Here is a 17087-nt window from a genome sequence, read left to right on the forward strand (position 1 = left end):
AGGAGGGAACCCAGGCATGTCGAAGCAACAAGCCATAAGAAAACCGTCGGATGAACGGGCGTTCGACTTCGTTATATACGTGATCGCCGCAATCATCATTATTATTGTGCTGTATCCGCTGCTCTTTATTGTCAGCGCTTCGTTCAGCGATCCGTCCAAGGTGTTGAATGGAGATGTATGGCTGCTGCCGAAGGGTGTGACCTTGGAAGCGTACAAGAGCATTTTGCACAACGATAAAATTTGGACAGGGTACCGCAATACGATCGTTTATACCGTGGTCGGCACGCTCATCAATATTATCATGACGATACTGGCGGCGTATCCATTGTCCAGGCCAGATCTTCCCGGGCGCGGCAAAATTATGGTCTTGATCACGCTCACTATGTTTTTCGGCGGCGGATTGATTCCAACCTATATGCTGGTTAAGGAACTGGGGATGGTGAATACCATGTGGGCGCTGATCGTCCCGGGGGCGATCGCCACGTACAATTTAATCGTTATGCGGACTTACTTTCAATCAAGCATTCCATGGGAGCTGCAGGAGGCAGCTCACATGGACGGCTGCTCCAACTGGCGATTGCTGTTTAGCATTATATTGCCTCTATCCAAACCGATACTGGCTGTTATGGTTCTATTCTATGCGGTGGGTCATTGGAATTCGTACTTCGCCGCGCTGATCTATATCCGTGACGAGGCTCTGCATCCGCTCCAGCTTGTGCTGCGTGAAATTCTCATGATCAGCCAATCCGCAGGCATCGACGGCGGAAGTGTCGGGCTGGAGGATCAAATTCTGCTTGCCGAGAGCATTAAGTTCGCGGTCATTATCGTCTCTACTTTGCCGGTATTAATCATGTATCCATTCGTGCAGCGGCATTTCGTAAAGGGCGTTATGATCGGATCGCTTAAAGGTTAACATCGTAACCATTATGACAAATCAGTTGGAGGTTTATTTTGAAAACTAACGCAAAGATTACGATTGATTGCAGCCACGCGAGCGAGCATGCGGTAAACCCTTACCTGTTCGGTCATTTCGTTGAAGATATTCGGGATCATATGGAAGCGATGCTCGCATTCCCGCTTAAAGATATGGACTTCGAGAGCGAGGCCATGTCAAAGAAAGAGATTTCCGGTAGCTGGTACGCCTATACGAATGGGCGAAATACCAAGTACGCGTTGGAGGCGCCTGCACCGAAGCATTCGGGGCGCGCCCAGCGCATTCGCCTTCTGAGCGATGATGAGGCCTATGCGGGAATCGCGCAAAAGACGGCGCTCAAGGGGCCAGCCAATTATACGGTCAAGCTTGTGGCCCGTGCCTCCGTCGAGTTGAAGACTATTATCATTGAAGCTGTCGATCGGCGCTCGGAAGAGCTCCTTGGACAAGTCCGGATCGAGCTCGAAAGTCACAATTGGCGTGAGTATGAAGCGCAGCTGCCTATTGCTCGCGAGTGCGTCGACGCCGAACTCAGGGTATACATTCCAGCTGACCACCAGAGATGGAGCGATCATGTGTCCACCGGTATGCTATGGATTGACCATGTATCTGTATTGCCGATAGATAGCATTGCCATGGTGAAGCATGAAGTCATCGACATGACGCGTGATTTGAACGCGGGGATGATGAGGCTTGCCGGCAACTACATCAGTGCCTACCATTGGGAGCACGGTATAGGTCCTGTTCTCGAAAGACCAGTCATGTACAACGAAGCATGGGGTGGCTGGACCAGTAAATATTTTGGCACGGACGAATTTATTCGGTTTTGCCGGGAACTTCAGGTGGAGCCGCTCATCTGCGTAAATGACGGATCGGGTACGCCCGAGGAAGCCGCTCAGTGGATTGAATACTGTAATGGCGGCATCGATACGCCAATGGGTGCGAGGCGTGCGGCAAACGGAAACCCCGAGCCTTACAATGTCCGCTATTGGGAGATTGGCAACGAGGTATGGGGACAGTGGCAGGTAGGTACGTGTTCTGCAGATCAGTTTGCACGGCGTACGGTTTCCTTCGCAGAAGCTATGAAGGCAACAGATCCCTCCATCGTCCTGCTGGCTTGCGGACACTACGAGCAGGAGTGGAACAAGACCGTCCTAGATCTAGCTGGTGAACATTTTGATTATCTTACTTTACATTTGTACCACGGCTATGGACCATTCGGCATGAACCAGAATACGCCGTCGGAGGATCGATATAAAGCGATTGCTGCTTATCCCGAGTTTACCCGTCACCACATAGCAAAGACGACAGAGCATATTCTTGCGAATGCAAAGCATAGCCATGTGAAGCTGGCGATTACCGAATACAACACGATGTATTATCCGAACACGATTCGTAAAGGGCTGCCGAATGAGCATACCTTAGGTGCGGCAGTAGCCAATGCTGCTAACCTGAACGAAATGATACGCTGGAGCGATATGGTTCATATCGGCAGCTTCTCCGATCTGGTAAACGGCTGGCTCGGCGGATGTATTCGCGTTGGCGATTATTATGCCGATCAATATTGCGGCAAGGAACCCGGCTGGAGCGGCTTACCCCTTACCGTTTACGGAACGCCATCTTATGAAGTAATGAAGCTTTACGCGAATCGGGATGTTCGGCATCTTGTTCACGCCACAGCCGAGTGCGGAAAGTTTGCTGTTCCGTCACTCAGGCAGACGCCTATCTCTCTGGAGGCGCTGCCTGATCTCGATGTTGTGGCAGGCACGAACAGCGGTCGCACCTCCGTCACCGTGTTTATCGTAAACCGCAGCTTAAATGAGGTGAAAGCGACGCTTGACCTGCAAAATTTCGAGGCTTCGGAAGAAACGATTTTATATGAAATTACGGGAGATTCCTACGACGATATTAATTCCGTGTTTGAGCCGGAACGGATTATAGGCAAGAAAAAAGTCGTCCCTGCCGAAGAATGGAAGCTCGGCTATCCGCTGCGCCCTACATCTGTTTATGTACTGGAAGTTTTGGCGAAGCACAAGAATTAGGAGGTACGGCATGACAACAAAGGCATATATCAAAGACTATCCCAGACCACAATTTGTACGCGACAATTGGCTAAGCTTAAATGGCGAATGGAACTTCCGCTTCGATGACCGCGGGATGGGAGAGAAAGAAAAGTGGCACGAGAAATTCGCAGAGACCCACAAAATAAATGTGCCCTTCACGTACGAAACCAAAGCGAGCGGGATTGGAGTTGAAGAATTCCATCCGCAAGTGTGGTACAACAAAGCTGTTCACATCCCGATGGAAGCTGAAGGGAAGCGGGCTATCCTTCATTTCCAAGCGGTGGATTACGAAGCGAAGGTGTGGGTGAATGGAACGTTAGCAGGGCAGCACATAGGCGGATACGCGGCTTTCTCGTTCGATATTACTGATTATCTCGCATTCGGAGCTGATAATCTAATTACGGTGAAGGTGGTAGACAGCAATAGCTGCTATCAGCCTCGAGGCAAACAGCGCTGGACCAAAGACAATTTCGAATGCTTCTATGTCCAGACGACCGGGATATGGCAGACGGTATGGATGGAATACGTGGAGGAACAGAGACTTGATGCCGTCAAAATCACGCCGGATTTCGACCGTTCCATCGTCCGTTTCGATTATGAGGTGCAAGGGGTGGAGGAAGCCGGAGCCGGTGATTTAAGGCTGGAAGCTATCATTACCTTCAAAGGCAAGCTTGTGAAACGGGTTAGTCTAGCGATCGACCGCCCTTGCCTAACCGTTGAGGTTGATCTGCTGCATGAGGCAAACGGGCCTTGGAAAAGAAGCTTCTGGTCTCCGCAGCATCCGAACTTATACGACGTGGAATTTGTGCTGTATGTGAAGGATCAGGCCGTAGACAGGGTGTTCTCCTATTTTGGCATGCGAAAAGTGTCTATTAAGAACGGAATGGTGCTGCTGAACAATGTTCCCATCTACCAGAGAATGATTCTGGATCAGGGCTATTGGACAGAAAGCCATCTGACTCCACCAAGCGAGGAAGCCTTAATTGAAGATATCGATCACATTCTGGCAATGGGCTACAACGGCGTGCGCAAGCATATGAAGATCGAGGATGCCCGCTTTCTCTATTGGTGCGACGTGAAAGGTTTGCTTGTGTGGTCGGAGATGGCGGCCACCTTCGAGTTTCATGACCGAGCGGTCGATGCGTTTACAAAGGAATGGCTGGAGATTGTGAGGCAGCAATATAATCATCCAAGTATTATTACTTGGGTGCCGTTTAATGAATCATGGGGCATCCCGTCTATTCTGCGAGATAAACGGCAGCAGAAGTTTACCGAGGGCATCTATCATTTGACTAAGTCCATTGATCCTTACCGTCCAGTCATCACGAACGACGGCTGGGAGCATACGGTATCCGACATTTTAACGCTGCATGACTATGTAGCTACAGGTGACGGTTTCCTGAAGCGTTATGCGGACAAGGATGCGATTTTGGCCAATGAAACGACTTGCAATCAATGGAAGTACGCGTTAGCCGAAGGATACGAATATCAAGGTCAGCCGATCATCATCAGCGAATTCGGAGGTATCGCGTTCCAGTCGGACAAAGGCTGGGGCTACGGCGATCAAGTGGTGTCGGAGGAGGATTTCATTAAGCGTTTCCGCGGCATTACCCAAGCGATTAAGGACGTTAAGTATATTAGTGGTTACTGCTATACGCAGCTTGCCGACGTTCAGCAGGAGATTAACGGGCTTCTGACTGAGGATCGAAAGCCGAAATTACCTTTGGATACAATTAAAGCTATTAATTTAGCCTGAATGAACCTATAAAGCTCAGCCATTATCAAATATTTCCTTCAATTATATATAAATCAATGAATATTTGCTGCAGTCAGTTAGATTGTCGAGAAACCCGAGTCTTATGGAGGACATCGGGTTTCTCTTTTTAGGCTGTAAGTTAGGTTATTATGATTTCCGGTAAGAGCTTGGCGAGTGTCCATGGTATCTTTTAAAAGCATGTGTAAAGGAGTACACGTCTGAATACCCGAGGGATAGGGCGATATGAGAAATCGGCAGTGCTGTCGTTTGCACTATTTTCATAGCTTCCGTCATGATTAGATTCGTCAGGTACCGATGCGGCCGGATGCCGACTTTCTGGTGAAAGACATTTGAAAAATGCGAGCGATGGATCCCGACATGTTCAGCAATGTCTGCAACGGTTATCCCTTCCTTATAATACAAATGAATATAGTCGATGCTTGTTGCTACCCAGTCATCAGTGGGTGAGGCTGCTTTCATCGGTTTGGATAATTGAATGATCTGATTTAGAAAAGAGTAGAATTCTTGCGTTAACGAGAAGTCATCCTGTCTCACGAGCTGCTTCCATTCGGAGGCGAATTGAAAAAAGGATCGCTCAAGATCCTGGTTGAAAAAATTTTTAATATAGGGGTGTTTGAGCGTAAGCCCAAGGCGGCGAGTGACCAGCGGCATTTGTTTACCTTCGGCAGCAACCCAAAACATCTTTAGAGCGGGTTCTTCACAGGAAGTAATGTAATATTCATGAATGCTGTGAGGGAATAAAACGAAAAGATCGCCTCGCGTAAGTGTTGTCTCTTCCTGATTCATGCACAGTGTAACCTGGCCTGCAAGAACGAAATGCAAGCTATAGTAAGCAATAAAGCGCGGTCCTATATGATAATTTGGCTTTGCCTCGTTATAGCCAATACGGATGGGTATAACTCCGTTATGCTTCTCCAAGGCATTTGGGGTGTGGTACAAATGTTCCGCATATTCATGGGTGAACTCTATCATGCAGACGACCTCTTCCGAAGTTAAAGTTGATGAAAGTCACTATCATTTTAACATCGCCCGACATAGGTGAATAGTAACCGTCATTCATGAGAAGGGCCTCAAGTCTGCCTGCGGCCTAGTACGATGATGCAAATAGTACGTACCCACTTGGTAACAGACTTGAGGCTTCGTGATGGACAGGCTAAGCGTGACAAATTCTAGGCATCGGCATAGGTTCTTTACCAAGCTCAGCCCATACATATTTCAGCAGGAGCTCTGTTTTTAAGCTGGAGTAATTAGGGTTATCCCACAAGTTGTGAAGTTCGTTGGGATCCTCTTGCAGGTCAAAAATTTCACCGTATATCTGGTTATAATAAACCGTGATTTTATATCGTTCATTTACGAACGTTTTCTGATGGATGGTCGTTGCCTCGTGCCGGAATTCACAAATGGCATGGTCTCTTGCTTGATCGGACCTGCCAAGCCACACTTCCTTCTGGTCTACTCCTGTCATTGCATGAGGGATAGGCAGATTTGAGAACGACAGGAAGGTAGGGGCTAGATCAACAAGTGATTGAAAGGCTGTAGAGGTTTTGCCGGCCGCAACGTGCCCTGGGTACCTCACGATGAACGGCAGCTTTATCAAATCCTCATAATGGAAGCCGCCCTTAGCTTGCAAGCCGTGCTGTCCAAAGAAATGGCCATGGTCGCTTGTGAATACGACTAGCGTATTATCAGCTAATCCGAGTTGATCTAATTTATCAAGAATAGTGCCAATATATTTATCCATCATGCTGACCATGCCATAATACACAGCGACCAGCTTTTTCTTGTCTTTTTCCGTCAGCCTGAGTTTGCTGCCGTACTCATAATAATGATGGGAGCGGTAACCGTGAATGTCGAATTCGCTCTCTCGCAAGAACGAGAAGTCTGGCGCCTCTTCTTGAGTCATTCGAAAATGCGGCGGATTATTATCGTGTTCACCCGGAACCATGGCAGGAATGGTTAGCTTATCGGGATCATACATCCTGTCCCATGGCTCAGGAACCAAGTATTCTGGGTGAGGGTCAAAAAAGCTGGACCACAAGAAAAAGCTGTCATCATTCTGTTTGTATTGTTCCAATAACAGATTCGTTCGTTCGGCGATCCAGGTATTATAGTGGTATTTCTCAGGAATTGGCCATGTGTAAGTCTGGTTAGGATCCATGGTGCCTGTCGGCGGCAAAAAATAATCTCGCCAATTGGTGCATCCTTTATCCTCCAGCCATGCTGCATAGTGCTGCCCAACATGCGCTTCATTGGTGTGATTTCGTGCTAGCTCAACATGAGAGAAGCCGTAAAAAGAGTCCTTGTTCGTTCTCCAGTAATCCAAATCCTGCAGTATGGGATACGATTCGAGTGATGGATATTGTTCTGTTGAACGCAAGGGTTGAAAATGTGCCTTACCAACCAGCGCAGTTTTGTAACCAGCCTGTTGAAAGTCCTCGCCAATCGTATGACGATCTTCGAGCAGCTTCGTGCCAAGCGTCCAAGCTCCGTGTTGGCTTGGATACATGCCGGTAATAATGGATGCACGGCTAGGTGTACAAGTAGGGTTGGGACAATAAGCTCGGCTGAAGGTTGTACCTTCACGAACTAGCCGGTCCAGATTGGGAGTATGCACTTCATTGTTAAATGCGCCTATCGTATTCCAATGCTGCTGGTCGCTCGTAATCAATAGAATATTTGTCTTTTTCATAGATTCATCTCCTTTCTGCTTTTCATTATAGACAATAATGGTAATAAGAAGGATGCTCTAATGTGTCCTTAGTATTTGTTATTTTGTGAGGTAAATCGAAAGGATTGTTTTTATCATATTGGGATTAAGGTGTAAGATAAAAGCGTGAGAGATGCTTTGAAATCACTCCCTCATTTCGGATTTAGCTTATGCTTATTTCAGATTGGAATAAACAAAGCTGCGAATAGAATGTTAATGATTAGGAAGGTAGTGTTGCGAAGTGAATCGTTCTGAGTCGAGTTCTCCTCGATTAACATCCCTATTTTGGAGCTTTCTAAAACTTGCGCCTGTTTCTTTTGGCGGTGGATACGCCACTTTTCCTGCGTTGGAAAGGGAGATTGTTGCGAGCAGGAAATGGATGAATGAAGAGGAATTACAAGAAACGCTTTCGCTTGCGGCAGCGGCCCCAGGAGGCGTGGCAATCAATGCTTCTTTATTGATCGGGTATCGTCTAGTCGGGTTGAAGGGGGCGGTCGCAGCTGCAATTGGTGCAATCTTACCGACCTGTCTCATCGTAATCGGCCTTTTTCTACTCTATTACAAGTTCAGTGACAGCTTGAAGGTAATTGGAGCGTTAAGAGGAATCGGCTGGGGAATTGTTGCAATGATCCTCTATACCGTTTTTAGGCTGGGGAGGATATCAATTAAGGATACACTTTCGTTAGCAATTGCGATTATAAGCCTTGTACTTCTTTTTTTGGAGACACATCCGATTTGGCTTATAACCGGAGGTGCTGCTGCCAGTGTCGTTGCAACACATAGCAGTCGGAGTGCAAAAAGCTCGAAGGCACGCCAATTCAAGGATGGTGCCGACAATTCATATATGTATTTTATTTAAGTCATTCATCTGGGAGCTGAAGTCATGGCGCAGTTATTTTGGTTTTTTCTGCAAATGGGATTTGTGTCGTTTGGCGGAGGGTATGCTTTGATCCCATTAATAGAGAGGGAGACGGAACGCCAAGCATGGATGAGCAGCGATATGCTTGTAGACGTTATCGCAGTCGCAGGAATGTCTCCTGGTCCCATCGCCGTTAATTTGGGTTTGCTTGTCGGCTATCAAGCCTACGGGGTGATTGGCGCCATTGCTGGTGTGCTAGGATTACTGCTGCCTTCCATACTGATGACTGCAGGAATGATTTACTTCATTACCCGTGATCATAAAAATTATCTGGGGCGCTGCATGTATGGCGTGCAGCCTGTTGTTACAGCTCTTATACTTTTTGCCGCTTATCAACTTTGTGTGGTCCATTTATCCGCTAGCTTGTCTATCAATGAGCTGCTGCCGGCCTTCCTTATTGTAGCTGCATGCTTATACATGTTATTTCGTTTACGATTGCATCCATTTACGATTCTCTTATTCTCGGGGATTAGCGGGGCAGCATTCTATGCTTAATAGGCCGGGAGAGGGGCAAAATAATGATATGATACCAGGAAAATCTTGTTGTGCGGCAGGCAGAGAACAGGTAGCAGCCGCCAAAATAAAACGAATAGACTATCCATTGCTTCCCACACGATCCACTCGCGCACGAGGAATCAGTCAGTTGGTAACAATTGATGGGGGCACTTTCAGGATGGGGACGAGTGAAGGGGGCGGGGTCGCGTCGGACGGAGAGGGACCGGCTCGTGATGTGCATGTCGATTCCTTTCTTATCTCTCCGTATGCCGTTACAAACGGTGAATTTCGCTCCTTTGTTGAAGAGACGGGCTACGTTACAGAAGCCGAACGGTTCGGTTGGTCATTTGTGTTTCATTTGCTGGCCTCCGAGCCGACACGGGAGCGGGTCAGACAGGTCCCGCAGCAAGTGCCATGGTGGCTTGCTGTGGATGGTGCCTTTTGGGCGAAGCCGGAGGGGCCGGATTCAACTATTGATGAACGGCTTGACCACCCAGTTGTTCATATCACTTGGCACGATGCGATGGCATATTGCGCCTGGGCCGGGACTCGTTTGCCGACGGAATCCGAATGGGAATATGCCGCAAGAGGCGGGCTCACAGGCAGAACCTACCCTTGGGGGGATTTGCTGAAACCAGAAGGAAAGCACATGTGCAACATTTGGCAAGGCAAATTCCCCGTGAAGAACAATGCCAGCGACGGTTATGTAAGCACCGCGCCCGTTGATGCTTATGAGCCTAATGGGTATGGATTGTTCAATTTGTCCGGTAATGTATGGGAGTGGTGCTCTGACTGGTTCAGCTCTGAATATCACCGAGTGACATCCGATAGAAATCCGAGGTTCATGGAACCGACAGGCATACGTGCCATGCGCGGCGGCTCTTATCTATGCCACCGTTCCTATTGCAACCGTTACCGTGTAGCAGCCAGAAGCGGCAACACGCCAGACAGCTCTACCGGCAACTGTGGTTTCCGTGTGGCAGCGGACATAATGGATGGATAAACAAGGGTAATCGATGGGGTTGTGTATCCGTCGTGAGGTTGCAATTGAAAGAAGCTCAACGTATTGATAACCAAAATGAAAAGAACCGAAACCCGTTCATCCAACGGGTTTCGGTTCTTTAATGTCGCCAGCTTAGCTGGTTGCAATGGCCACCCAGTGGCCTTTTTTCACTTCTACGAATTCGGAGTGTTCGAGCTCGTAGGGATCAGCCTTGGCAGCTTCCTCATGCACTACCAGCTTCTTCTGCGATTCAACCTTGGGATCGGGTACTGGGATTGCCGCCAAAAGCGACTTCGTATAAGCATGGATCGGATTCGTGTAAAGTTCCTCGCTTTCGGCAAGCTCAACGATCTTCCCTTTATACATGACCGCGACGCGGTCGCTAATATGCTTCACCATCGATAAATCATGGGCGATGAAAAGGTAGGTCAGACCAAGTCTTTGCTGGAGCTCCTCGAGCAGCTTCACAATCTGTGCTTGAATGGAAACGTCGAGTGCGGACAATGGCTCGTCGCAGACGATAAATTCAGGCTCTACAGCGAGCGTCCGCGCAATGCCGATCCGCTGCCGTTGGCCGCCGGAAAACTCATGCGGGTAGCGCATGGCATGAGATGGATCTAGCCCAACCATCTCAAGCAGCTCCTCGACACGTTTCTGGCGATCCCGTTTGGAGGTCGTTATTTCGTGTACGTCAAGCGCTTCGCCAATAATATCAATGATGCGAAGCCTTGGATTTAGTGACGCGTACGGGTCCTGGAAGATCATGCCCATATGGCGTCTCATCGTCTTCATCTCCGAGCGATTTAATTGCTGAAGCGGTATTCCTTTGAAAAGCACTTCGCCGCCCGTCGCCTCATTTAAGCGAAGAATTGTACGGCCGGTCGTTGACTTTCCGCTGCCCGATTCACCGACAACTCCGAGTGTTTCACCAGCCTGTATATCGAAGCTGATATCATTAACGGCCTTAACAATTTGCCCTTTGCCCATATCAAAATATTGCTTCAATGAACGAACCTGCAGCAAAGGCACGCCTTCTTCCCGCTGAATAATCGCAGGGATGGGCTTCTGTTTTTTCTTCTCGTCTAAACGAGGCAATGCATGGAGAAGCTTAACAGTGTAAGGATGCTGGGGACTAGCAAAGATTTGCTCCGTTGTTCCCGTCTCGACGATTTCTCCGTCCTTCATGACGACGACGCGATCACACATGCCGGCTACGACGCCTAGGTCATGCGTAATTAAAATAATGGAGGTTCCCAGCTGCTTCTGTATATCCTTCATCTGGTTAAGGATCTGTGCCTGTATGGTAACGTCAAGCGACGTTGTCGGTTCATCTGCGATTAGCAGCGAAGGACGGCATGCCAGCGCAATGGCGATCATGACCCGCTGACGCATCCCGCCAGAGAATTCATGAGGGTACTGATGATAGCGGGCTTCACTATTCGGAATGCCTACGAGCTTCAGCATCTCGATCGCTTCAGTACGGGCTTGCTTCTTGTCCAGCTTTTGATGCTTGATCAAGCTTTCTTCAATTTGGTTGCCGATCCGCATGGTCGGATTGAGCGAGGACATGGGATCTTGAAAGATCATCCCGATATCTCTTCCGCGTATGGCTTCCATTTCTTTATCGGTTTTAAAGGCTAAATTTTGTCCTTGAAAAAGCACCTCACCGTTCTTCACCATGGAAGGGGGAGAGGGCAGAAGCCTCATAATTGTACGCGCAGTAACGCTCTTTCCGCTGCCGGATTCACCTACAATGCCGAGCGTTTCGCCTTTACGGACCTCAAAGCTGACGTGACGTACCGCTTCTATTTCTTTGTTACGGGCGAAAAAAGAAACCGATAAATCGTTAACTTGTAATAATGTATCCATATATGCACCTGCAATTCTGTGGTTTTCCAATTGAGATTAGGGTAATTTAAAGAGAGATTCTTATTTATACCTGATATTCCTTATATCATGTATAATGAAAAAAAGTAAGTAACAAAGTTATAAGTTATTGACATATTCCAGTCCATAAAATAAAATCTACTATATTGATCGGAATAATGCAATTTAAAATTACTAGATGGAAAGGAAGCGGACTAGCTTGAAAGGGCACGCAACTGCTATGGGTAATGGCTTTATTGATCATATCGCCGCCATCTACCGCAAAATGTTATTACATCCAGCCTACAGTCTGCTTATATTGCTGTTAGGAGCTCCTGTATCTGCCATCGTGTATGGCGTTCATCAATATCGTAAGTCTAAGTACGGCTACAAAGCAATCGCCGCGGAGACGAGGAGCAAGCTGCTTGCAACTGGGCACCTTGATAAGCTGCGTATCGAGGCTAAAGAACAGCTTGTCCGCAAGCATCGTTTCTTCGGGCAAACCGTCAGCGCAGAGCAAACCGAGCAGGAAGCGCACCGGTTGGCTGAGATCAAATTTAATGAATCGTTCAACCATGAGCTGGATAAACGGCTTGCCAGCGAAAACGGGCTGAAGTTTTCATTTGGCGATACGTATCATGCGTTAGCCTTGAATCCGGCTTTCTTCATCTTATCACTCATTATCGGTTTTCCAATGTATGTGTTGATGGCCATTTACTCGATGCCTTACTTGAAATACGTTGCGGAACGTATCGTGATGTCATTATTCGTTATTTTGGGCGTCGCTTTTCTCGTTTTTACAATCCTGTATATATCGCCGATGAATCCAGCGGCTAACTTATTAGGGGAGACAGCGACTGCCGAGCAGATCGCAGCCTTCAACCATTTGTACGGATTGGATCAACCTTATCTTGTCCAGTTATGGGACACAATTAGAGGTATATTTACATTCGATCTTGGCAAGTCATTTGCAGGCAACGAGAATGTTACTGCAGCTATCGCGAATAAGTTTCCGGTGACGCTCACGTTAACGGTTATCTCGACGCTGATCGCAGTATTGATCGCTTTGCCAATCGGCATTATTTCGGCTACGAGACCGAATTCCTTTTTTGATTATACCTTTATGTTCATTGCTTTGCTCGGATTGTCGATTCCGAACTTCTGGCAGGCGCTTATTTTTATTTTGAATTTCTCAATTAAGCTTCCATGGCTGCCTGCAACGTATAACCCTGAGAACTGGCTGTCTGCGATTATGCCGATTGTCGTTCTAGGCACAGGGCTAACGGCTGCCGTAGCCCGAATGACCCGTTCATCGACGCTTGAAGTTATTCATGAGGATTACATTACGACTGCAAGGGCCAAAGGGCTTGCCCGCAAAAGTGTTATTTGGAAGCATGCCGTTGGCAACGCGCTTATCCCAATCATTACTGTCATTGGCTTGCAGTTCGGCGGTATGCTCGGGGGAGCGGCGGTTACAGAGAAAGTTTTCAATATTAGCGGTATCGGCAGTTATATCGTTGATAAGCAGTTCATTCCCGACATTCCTAGCGTGATGGGCGGGGTCGTGTATACAGCCATTACCATCTCGATCGTGAATGTTATCGTCGATTTGATGTATGCGTTTTTTGATCCAAGAATCCGCTCGAAAATGAAACAATACTAAAGCAGGTGCTACTCTTGACGAATCCTACTATCAGCAAGCAAGAAGTCAAGTTCAGGCTGAAATCGAGCCAAGAATACAGTCAGGCAAGCTTCGCTGGCATTGTATCCCTGGCGCTTGGTCTTGTACTTCTGCTAAACAGTTATGTTCCCGGTGACGGGTCATTTAAGCCTGCAGTACTCATTGCAAGCATTGCATATTTTGCCTTCGCTCTGCTCGAGCTGGCGGTATGGGCGCTCATTCGAAGCGATCTTATCCGTTTGGGCGCGATCAGACGTTCCACAAGGATGCTTGGTTATGTACTTCTGTTAAGCCTTCTAACCGCGAATGTATTCGTGGCAACTACGGCGTTCCAGCTCATCAAGCAGAAAAAAAGCGCGGCGTATACGTTAGCTGTTTACTCGCTCCTTACGACTCTGCTCGTATTCGCAGTATCTGCTCTTAACTTGTTCAAGCCATATGTGGCTAACGGGTTTATGATCGGTATGTTTCTATTGATTGTTGCAGCGGTCCTGCAGCTCGCAGCATTGCTGCTGGTCGCTAAGTATGCAGATCAAGCAGCAATGCCTCGCTGGATGGGAATCGTTGCTGGCATCCTTATTTTAACTTCGGTATCCGGCAACTTGTTCGCATTATTTCTAGGGTTATTATTGATTGCGAAGCTGCGGGACAAGGGATATTCATCCGGCTCTAAGCTTGGAGAAGTTGTGGAGCGTTTGTCGAGAAGCTCGACTTCTATGCTGGGACTGCTCTTTATCCTGTTCCTGCTCACACTGTCCATAACAAGTTACCTGACCTTTGATTACGGCCTTGCGGTTGAGAACAACTACAGCTTAATTCTTCAATCTCCTGAGCTGGCTTACCCGCTAGGAACGGACAACTTTGGAAGAGACCTGTTCTCGCGTATCGTCTTCGGCGCACGAATCTCGTTGGCTGTCGGCTTGTTGTCAACGCTCATCCCCGTCTTGATTGGGGGCGTTCTAGGTGCAGTTTCTGGCTATTACGGGCGGCATACGGACAATATTATTATGAGGATATTAGATATCCTCTATGCGATTCCTGGCATTCTGCTTGCCATTGCGATCATTGCGGCATTTGGCGCAAGTACGGTCAATCTAATTTTGGCATTAAGCGTAGGTGCGATTCCAACTTATGCCCGGACAATGAGAGCCAATGTCATGCTCGTATCTACGCTGGAATATGTACAGGCTGCTAGAGCTTTCGGCTCCAGTGACCGAACTATTTTGTTCAAGCATATCGTACCTAACTCCATCGCGCCGATGATTGTAAAATCTACGCTGACGATTGGTACTGCGGTCATCTCCACAAGCAGCTTGAGTTATTTGGGGCTTGGCGTCGAACCGCATATTCCGGAGTGGGGAAATATATTAAAGCTCGGAAGCGCATATCTCGAAACGCATGCCTATACGGCTGTTTATCCGGGACTTGCGATTATCGCGCTTGTACTCTCATTCAACTTTCTTGGCGACGGCTTGCGCGATGCGCTGGATCCGAAGCTGGATTAAAGATTTCATCCCTTTTTTAAAATATAGGAAAGTATAAGCTTCACATTTATACTCCGCCTATATTTTGCGAGAAACTTCTTGTCCTTAAACAAGGACGACGAAGTCGTTTCTTCTTAACCTCATTCATATTCCATCGACTTCTACGTTACGAGACCGGAATGGGCGATAACTGAATGTGAGTTAACATACAAGATAAAGATAAAACAGGAGGAGACTACTATCATGAAGAACAAAGGCAAATTCGCCGCATTGTTGCTAATCAGTCTTTCGATTATGCTCAGCGGATGCAAATTAACAACAAAGAACGACGTGAAGGAATCACCAGCACCAACGCAAGGAACAGAGGCAGTCGTTGACAGTAACCCAGTAGATATAGAATTGCTTGGCATGAGCTCAAACGAGGCTGACCTTAACATTGTTCGCGATCAGCTTACAAAAAACGGCTTTAAAGTGAAATTGAATCTACAAGCTGATTACGGCAGCTTCAAATCACAGCAGGACGCTGGCAACTATGACATCGCATTGTCCAGCTGGACTACCGTTACAGGTAACCCCGACTATGCAGTACGCTCGCTCTTCAAAACAGGCGGTGACTACAGCATCCTTGCTGATCCAGAAATCGATAAATTGATTGATGCGGCTGGAGCTCAAACGCCAGAAGAGTATACCGAAACGTACAAGCAATTCGAGCAGCAGCTTGTCTTTGACAAGGCTTATATCGCGCCGCTATACAACTCCTTGAAAGCACAGGCCTTGAATCAAGACGTACTGAACAAGGATTCCGTACGCATCTCGAAGTCACGTTCCCTTCCTTGGGAAGATGTTGATTTTAAAGACACTTCAAAGCGTGCAAAAGATGCGCTAGTGCTTCAATCGACTATGCCGACGCTGACGTCGCTTGATCCAATCAAAGGCAACGACGGCTCCATCAACATTATTAATACGAATATGTATGTGCGCCTAGTGAATCTTACAGATGATGATAAAATCACTTCTGAAGGTTCCCTATCGTTGAATCATGCGATTGCTGAAGGCAATTCCGATTATTACTTTATCCTAAGAGATGATATTAACTTTGCTCAAATCAAAAACAAGCTCGCAGTAGATACTGGCGAACGCGTTGGTGCTGACGATGTAATCTTCTCGCTGGACCGCGCGAAGAACAAAAACTCTGTACCTGACCACCGTACGTTTACTCTTCACGAGCATATCAATAAAGTGGAGCTGGTAACGGATGCAGCAGCACTAGAAGCTGTTAAGGTTTCCGGTGGCAGCGACACTGTAAAAGCCGCTCTTGAAAAAGGTCTTGGTTCAAAAATATCCGCACTCGTATCGGATAAGAAGGAATCGAACAACAAAGAGGGTAAATACCAAGTCGTTAAGCTTACGACGACTGAGCCTTTCCCGCAAGTACTGAACTACTTGGCTCACCAATCGGCAGGTATCGTGTCCAAGAAACAAGTAGAGAGCATCAACACGTACGATGTAGCTAAATTCGATGTGAACAAAGATATTCCTTACGGCGACCAAAATACGGTAACAGAAGGCAGCGCGTATAACAACACATTGTTTACAAGCGGTCCTTACATCCTGTCCTCCAAAAATGATTACGAAGCGATTTTCTACAAAAACCCTGCGTATATGAAGGGTACAGAAAATGAGCCGAATATCGCTAATATTAAAATCCGCTTTATCAAAGATGCAGACAGCAGCTTGTCCGCGCTTCGCAGTGGTGAGATTCACATCTACTACGGCGTATCCGAGACGAAATTTGACGTTGTGAAGGGTGACAGCAAGCTGGCGCTTCAAACCGTACAAAGCAATGCTGTTTCTTACTTGCTGTTCAATACAAAAAACCGTCCAGTTGCGGAAAGCGCAGACCTGCGGAAAGCAGTTCTATACTCCATCAACCAGGATGAAATCTTGGCATTCTACAATGGCAACAAATTCAAAGCCGTTTCCACGCTTAGCCCGCTTGTGAATACAGGCATGGAGCTGAAAGCTGATCCGGCGAAAGCGAAAGAATTCCTAAACGCCTACAAAGCAAGCAAGTAACTTTTAATATTGGCAAGAGGCTGCCTCCGGTTATCCATGATGACCGGGGCAGTCTCTTTCACATAGGACTGCTCACATGCGAGCA

Annotated in this window: 12 protein-coding genes; 9 read left to right on the forward strand and 3 right to left on the reverse strand. The window is 47.5% G+C overall.

The window, feature by feature from the left end:
- The first annotated feature begins 16 nt into the window (after nt 1-16).
- From AC0VYE_RS03205 to AC0VYE_RS03215, 3 genes are read left to right on the forward strand one after another with little or no spacing between them, the layout of a single operon-like run.
- Nucleotides 17-913: a carbohydrate ABC transporter permease gene (locus tag AC0VYE_RS03205; protein WP_076268680.1), complete on the forward strand. Its 897-nt coding sequence runs from the start codon at nt 17-19 to the stop codon at nt 911-913.
- 38 nt (nt 914-951) lie between these two features.
- Complete coding sequence (locus AC0VYE_RS03210) at nt 952-2973, forward strand: alpha-L-arabinofuranosidase C-terminal domain-containing protein (protein ID WP_475446007.1); 2022 nt, start codon at nt 952-954, stop codon at nt 2971-2973.
- 10 nt (nt 2974-2983) lie between these two features.
- A complete protein-coding gene (locus tag AC0VYE_RS03215) occupies nt 2984-4750 on the forward strand; it encodes a glycoside hydrolase family 2 protein (RefSeq protein WP_475446009.1) in 1767 nt (588 codons plus the stop codon).
- 147 nt (nt 4751-4897) lie between these two features.
- On the opposite strand, the gene AC0VYE_RS03220 is transcribed toward AC0VYE_RS03215, so the two are convergent.
- Nucleotides 4898-5743 carry an AraC family transcriptional regulator gene (locus tag AC0VYE_RS03220; RefSeq protein ID WP_475446011.1) on the reverse strand — a complete coding sequence of 282 codons (846 nt, stop codon included), beginning with the start codon at nt 5741-5743 and terminating at the stop codon, nt 4898-4900.
- A 181-nt stretch (nt 5744-5924) separates the two neighbouring features.
- Complete coding sequence (locus tag AC0VYE_RS03225) at nt 5925-7460, reverse strand: sulfatase family protein (RefSeq protein ID WP_475446013.1); 1536 nt, start codon at nt 7458-7460, stop codon at nt 5925-5927.
- Nucleotides 7461-7719: 259 nt separating this feature from the next.
- Here AC0VYE_RS03225 and AC0VYE_RS03230 point away from each other — a divergent pair, with 259 nt between their 5' ends.
- The 3 genes from AC0VYE_RS03230 to AC0VYE_RS03240 are packed head-to-tail and all read left to right on the forward strand — an operon-like array spanning nt 7720 to nt 9895.
- Nucleotides 7720-8337 (forward strand): chromate transporter, encoded by a 618-nt coding sequence (locus AC0VYE_RS03230; RefSeq protein WP_475446015.1) that lies wholly within the window; start codon nt 7720-7722, stop codon nt 8335-8337.
- Nucleotides 8338-8361: 24 nt separating this feature from the next.
- Nucleotides 8362-8892, forward strand: a complete 531-nt coding sequence (locus AC0VYE_RS03235) for a chromate transporter (protein WP_475446017.1) — start codon at nt 8362-8364, stop codon at nt 8890-8892.
- A 28-nt stretch (nt 8893-8920) separates the two neighbouring features.
- Nucleotides 8921-9895, forward strand: a complete 975-nt coding sequence (locus AC0VYE_RS03240; protein ID WP_475446019.1) for a formylglycine-generating enzyme family protein — start codon at nt 8921-8923, stop codon at nt 9893-9895.
- Between the two features lie 132 nt (nt 9896-10027).
- On the opposite strand, the gene AC0VYE_RS03245 is transcribed toward AC0VYE_RS03240, so the two are convergent.
- Nucleotides 10028-11764: an ABC transporter ATP-binding protein gene (locus AC0VYE_RS03245; RefSeq protein ID WP_475446021.1), complete on the reverse strand. Its 1737-nt coding sequence runs from the start codon at nt 11762-11764 to the stop codon at nt 10028-10030.
- 217 nt (nt 11765-11981) lie between these two features.
- Here AC0VYE_RS03245 and AC0VYE_RS03250 point away from each other — a divergent pair, with 217 nt between their 5' ends.
- The 3 genes from AC0VYE_RS03250 (at nt 11982) to AC0VYE_RS03260 (ending at nt 17002) form a co-directional block, all read left to right on the forward strand.
- The gene (locus tag AC0VYE_RS03250; protein WP_475446023.1) at nt 11982-13424 is read left to right on the forward strand and encodes an ABC transporter permease; all 1443 of its coding nucleotides are present in this window, start codon (nt 11982-11984) and stop codon (nt 13422-13424) included.
- A 14-nt stretch (nt 13425-13438) separates the two neighbouring features.
- A complete protein-coding gene (locus tag AC0VYE_RS03255; RefSeq protein WP_475446025.1) occupies nt 13439-14947 on the forward strand; it encodes an ABC transporter permease in 1509 nt (502 codons plus the stop codon).
- Between the two features lie 222 nt (nt 14948-15169).
- Nucleotides 15170-17002, forward strand: coding sequence for an ABC transporter substrate-binding protein (locus tag AC0VYE_RS03260; protein WP_475446027.1), 1833 nt, complete (start codon nt 15170-15172; stop codon nt 17000-17002).
- The last annotated feature ends 85 nt before the right edge of the window (nt 17003-17087 follow it).

Source organism: Pristimantibacillus sp. Z349TD_6 (assembly GCF_056173205.1).

Excerpts from the sequence above, each read along its gene's own strand:
- AC0VYE_RS03240 (WP_475446019.1), top strand. The coding sequence starts at position 8,921 with ATGATACCAGGAAAATCTTGTTGTGCGGCAGGCAGAGAACAGGTAGCA.
- AC0VYE_RS03215 (WP_475446009.1), top strand. The coding sequence starts at position 2,984 with ATGACAACAAAGGCATATATCAAAGACTATCCCAGACCACAATTTGTA.
- AC0VYE_RS03235 (WP_475446017.1), top strand. The coding sequence starts at position 8,362 with ATGGCGCAGTTATTTTGGTTTTTTCTGCAAATGGGATTTGTGTCGTTT.
- AC0VYE_RS03260 (WP_475446027.1), top strand. The coding sequence starts at position 15,170 with ATGAAGAACAAAGGCAAATTCGCCGCATTGTTGCTAATCAGTCTTTCG.
- AC0VYE_RS03205 (WP_076268680.1), top strand. The coding sequence starts at position 17 with ATGTCGAAGCAACAAGCCATAAGAAAACCGTCGGATGAACGGGCGTTC.
- AC0VYE_RS03220 (WP_475446011.1), bottom strand. The coding sequence starts at position 5,743 with ATGATAGAGTTCACCCATGAATATGCGGAACATTTGTACCACACCCCA.
- AC0VYE_RS03245 (WP_475446021.1), bottom strand. The coding sequence starts at position 11,764 with ATGGATACATTATTACAAGTTAACGATTTATCGGTTTCTTTTTTCGCC.
- AC0VYE_RS03225 (WP_475446013.1), bottom strand. The coding sequence starts at position 7,460 with ATGAAAAAGACAAATATTCTATTGATTACGAGCGACCAGCAGCATTGG.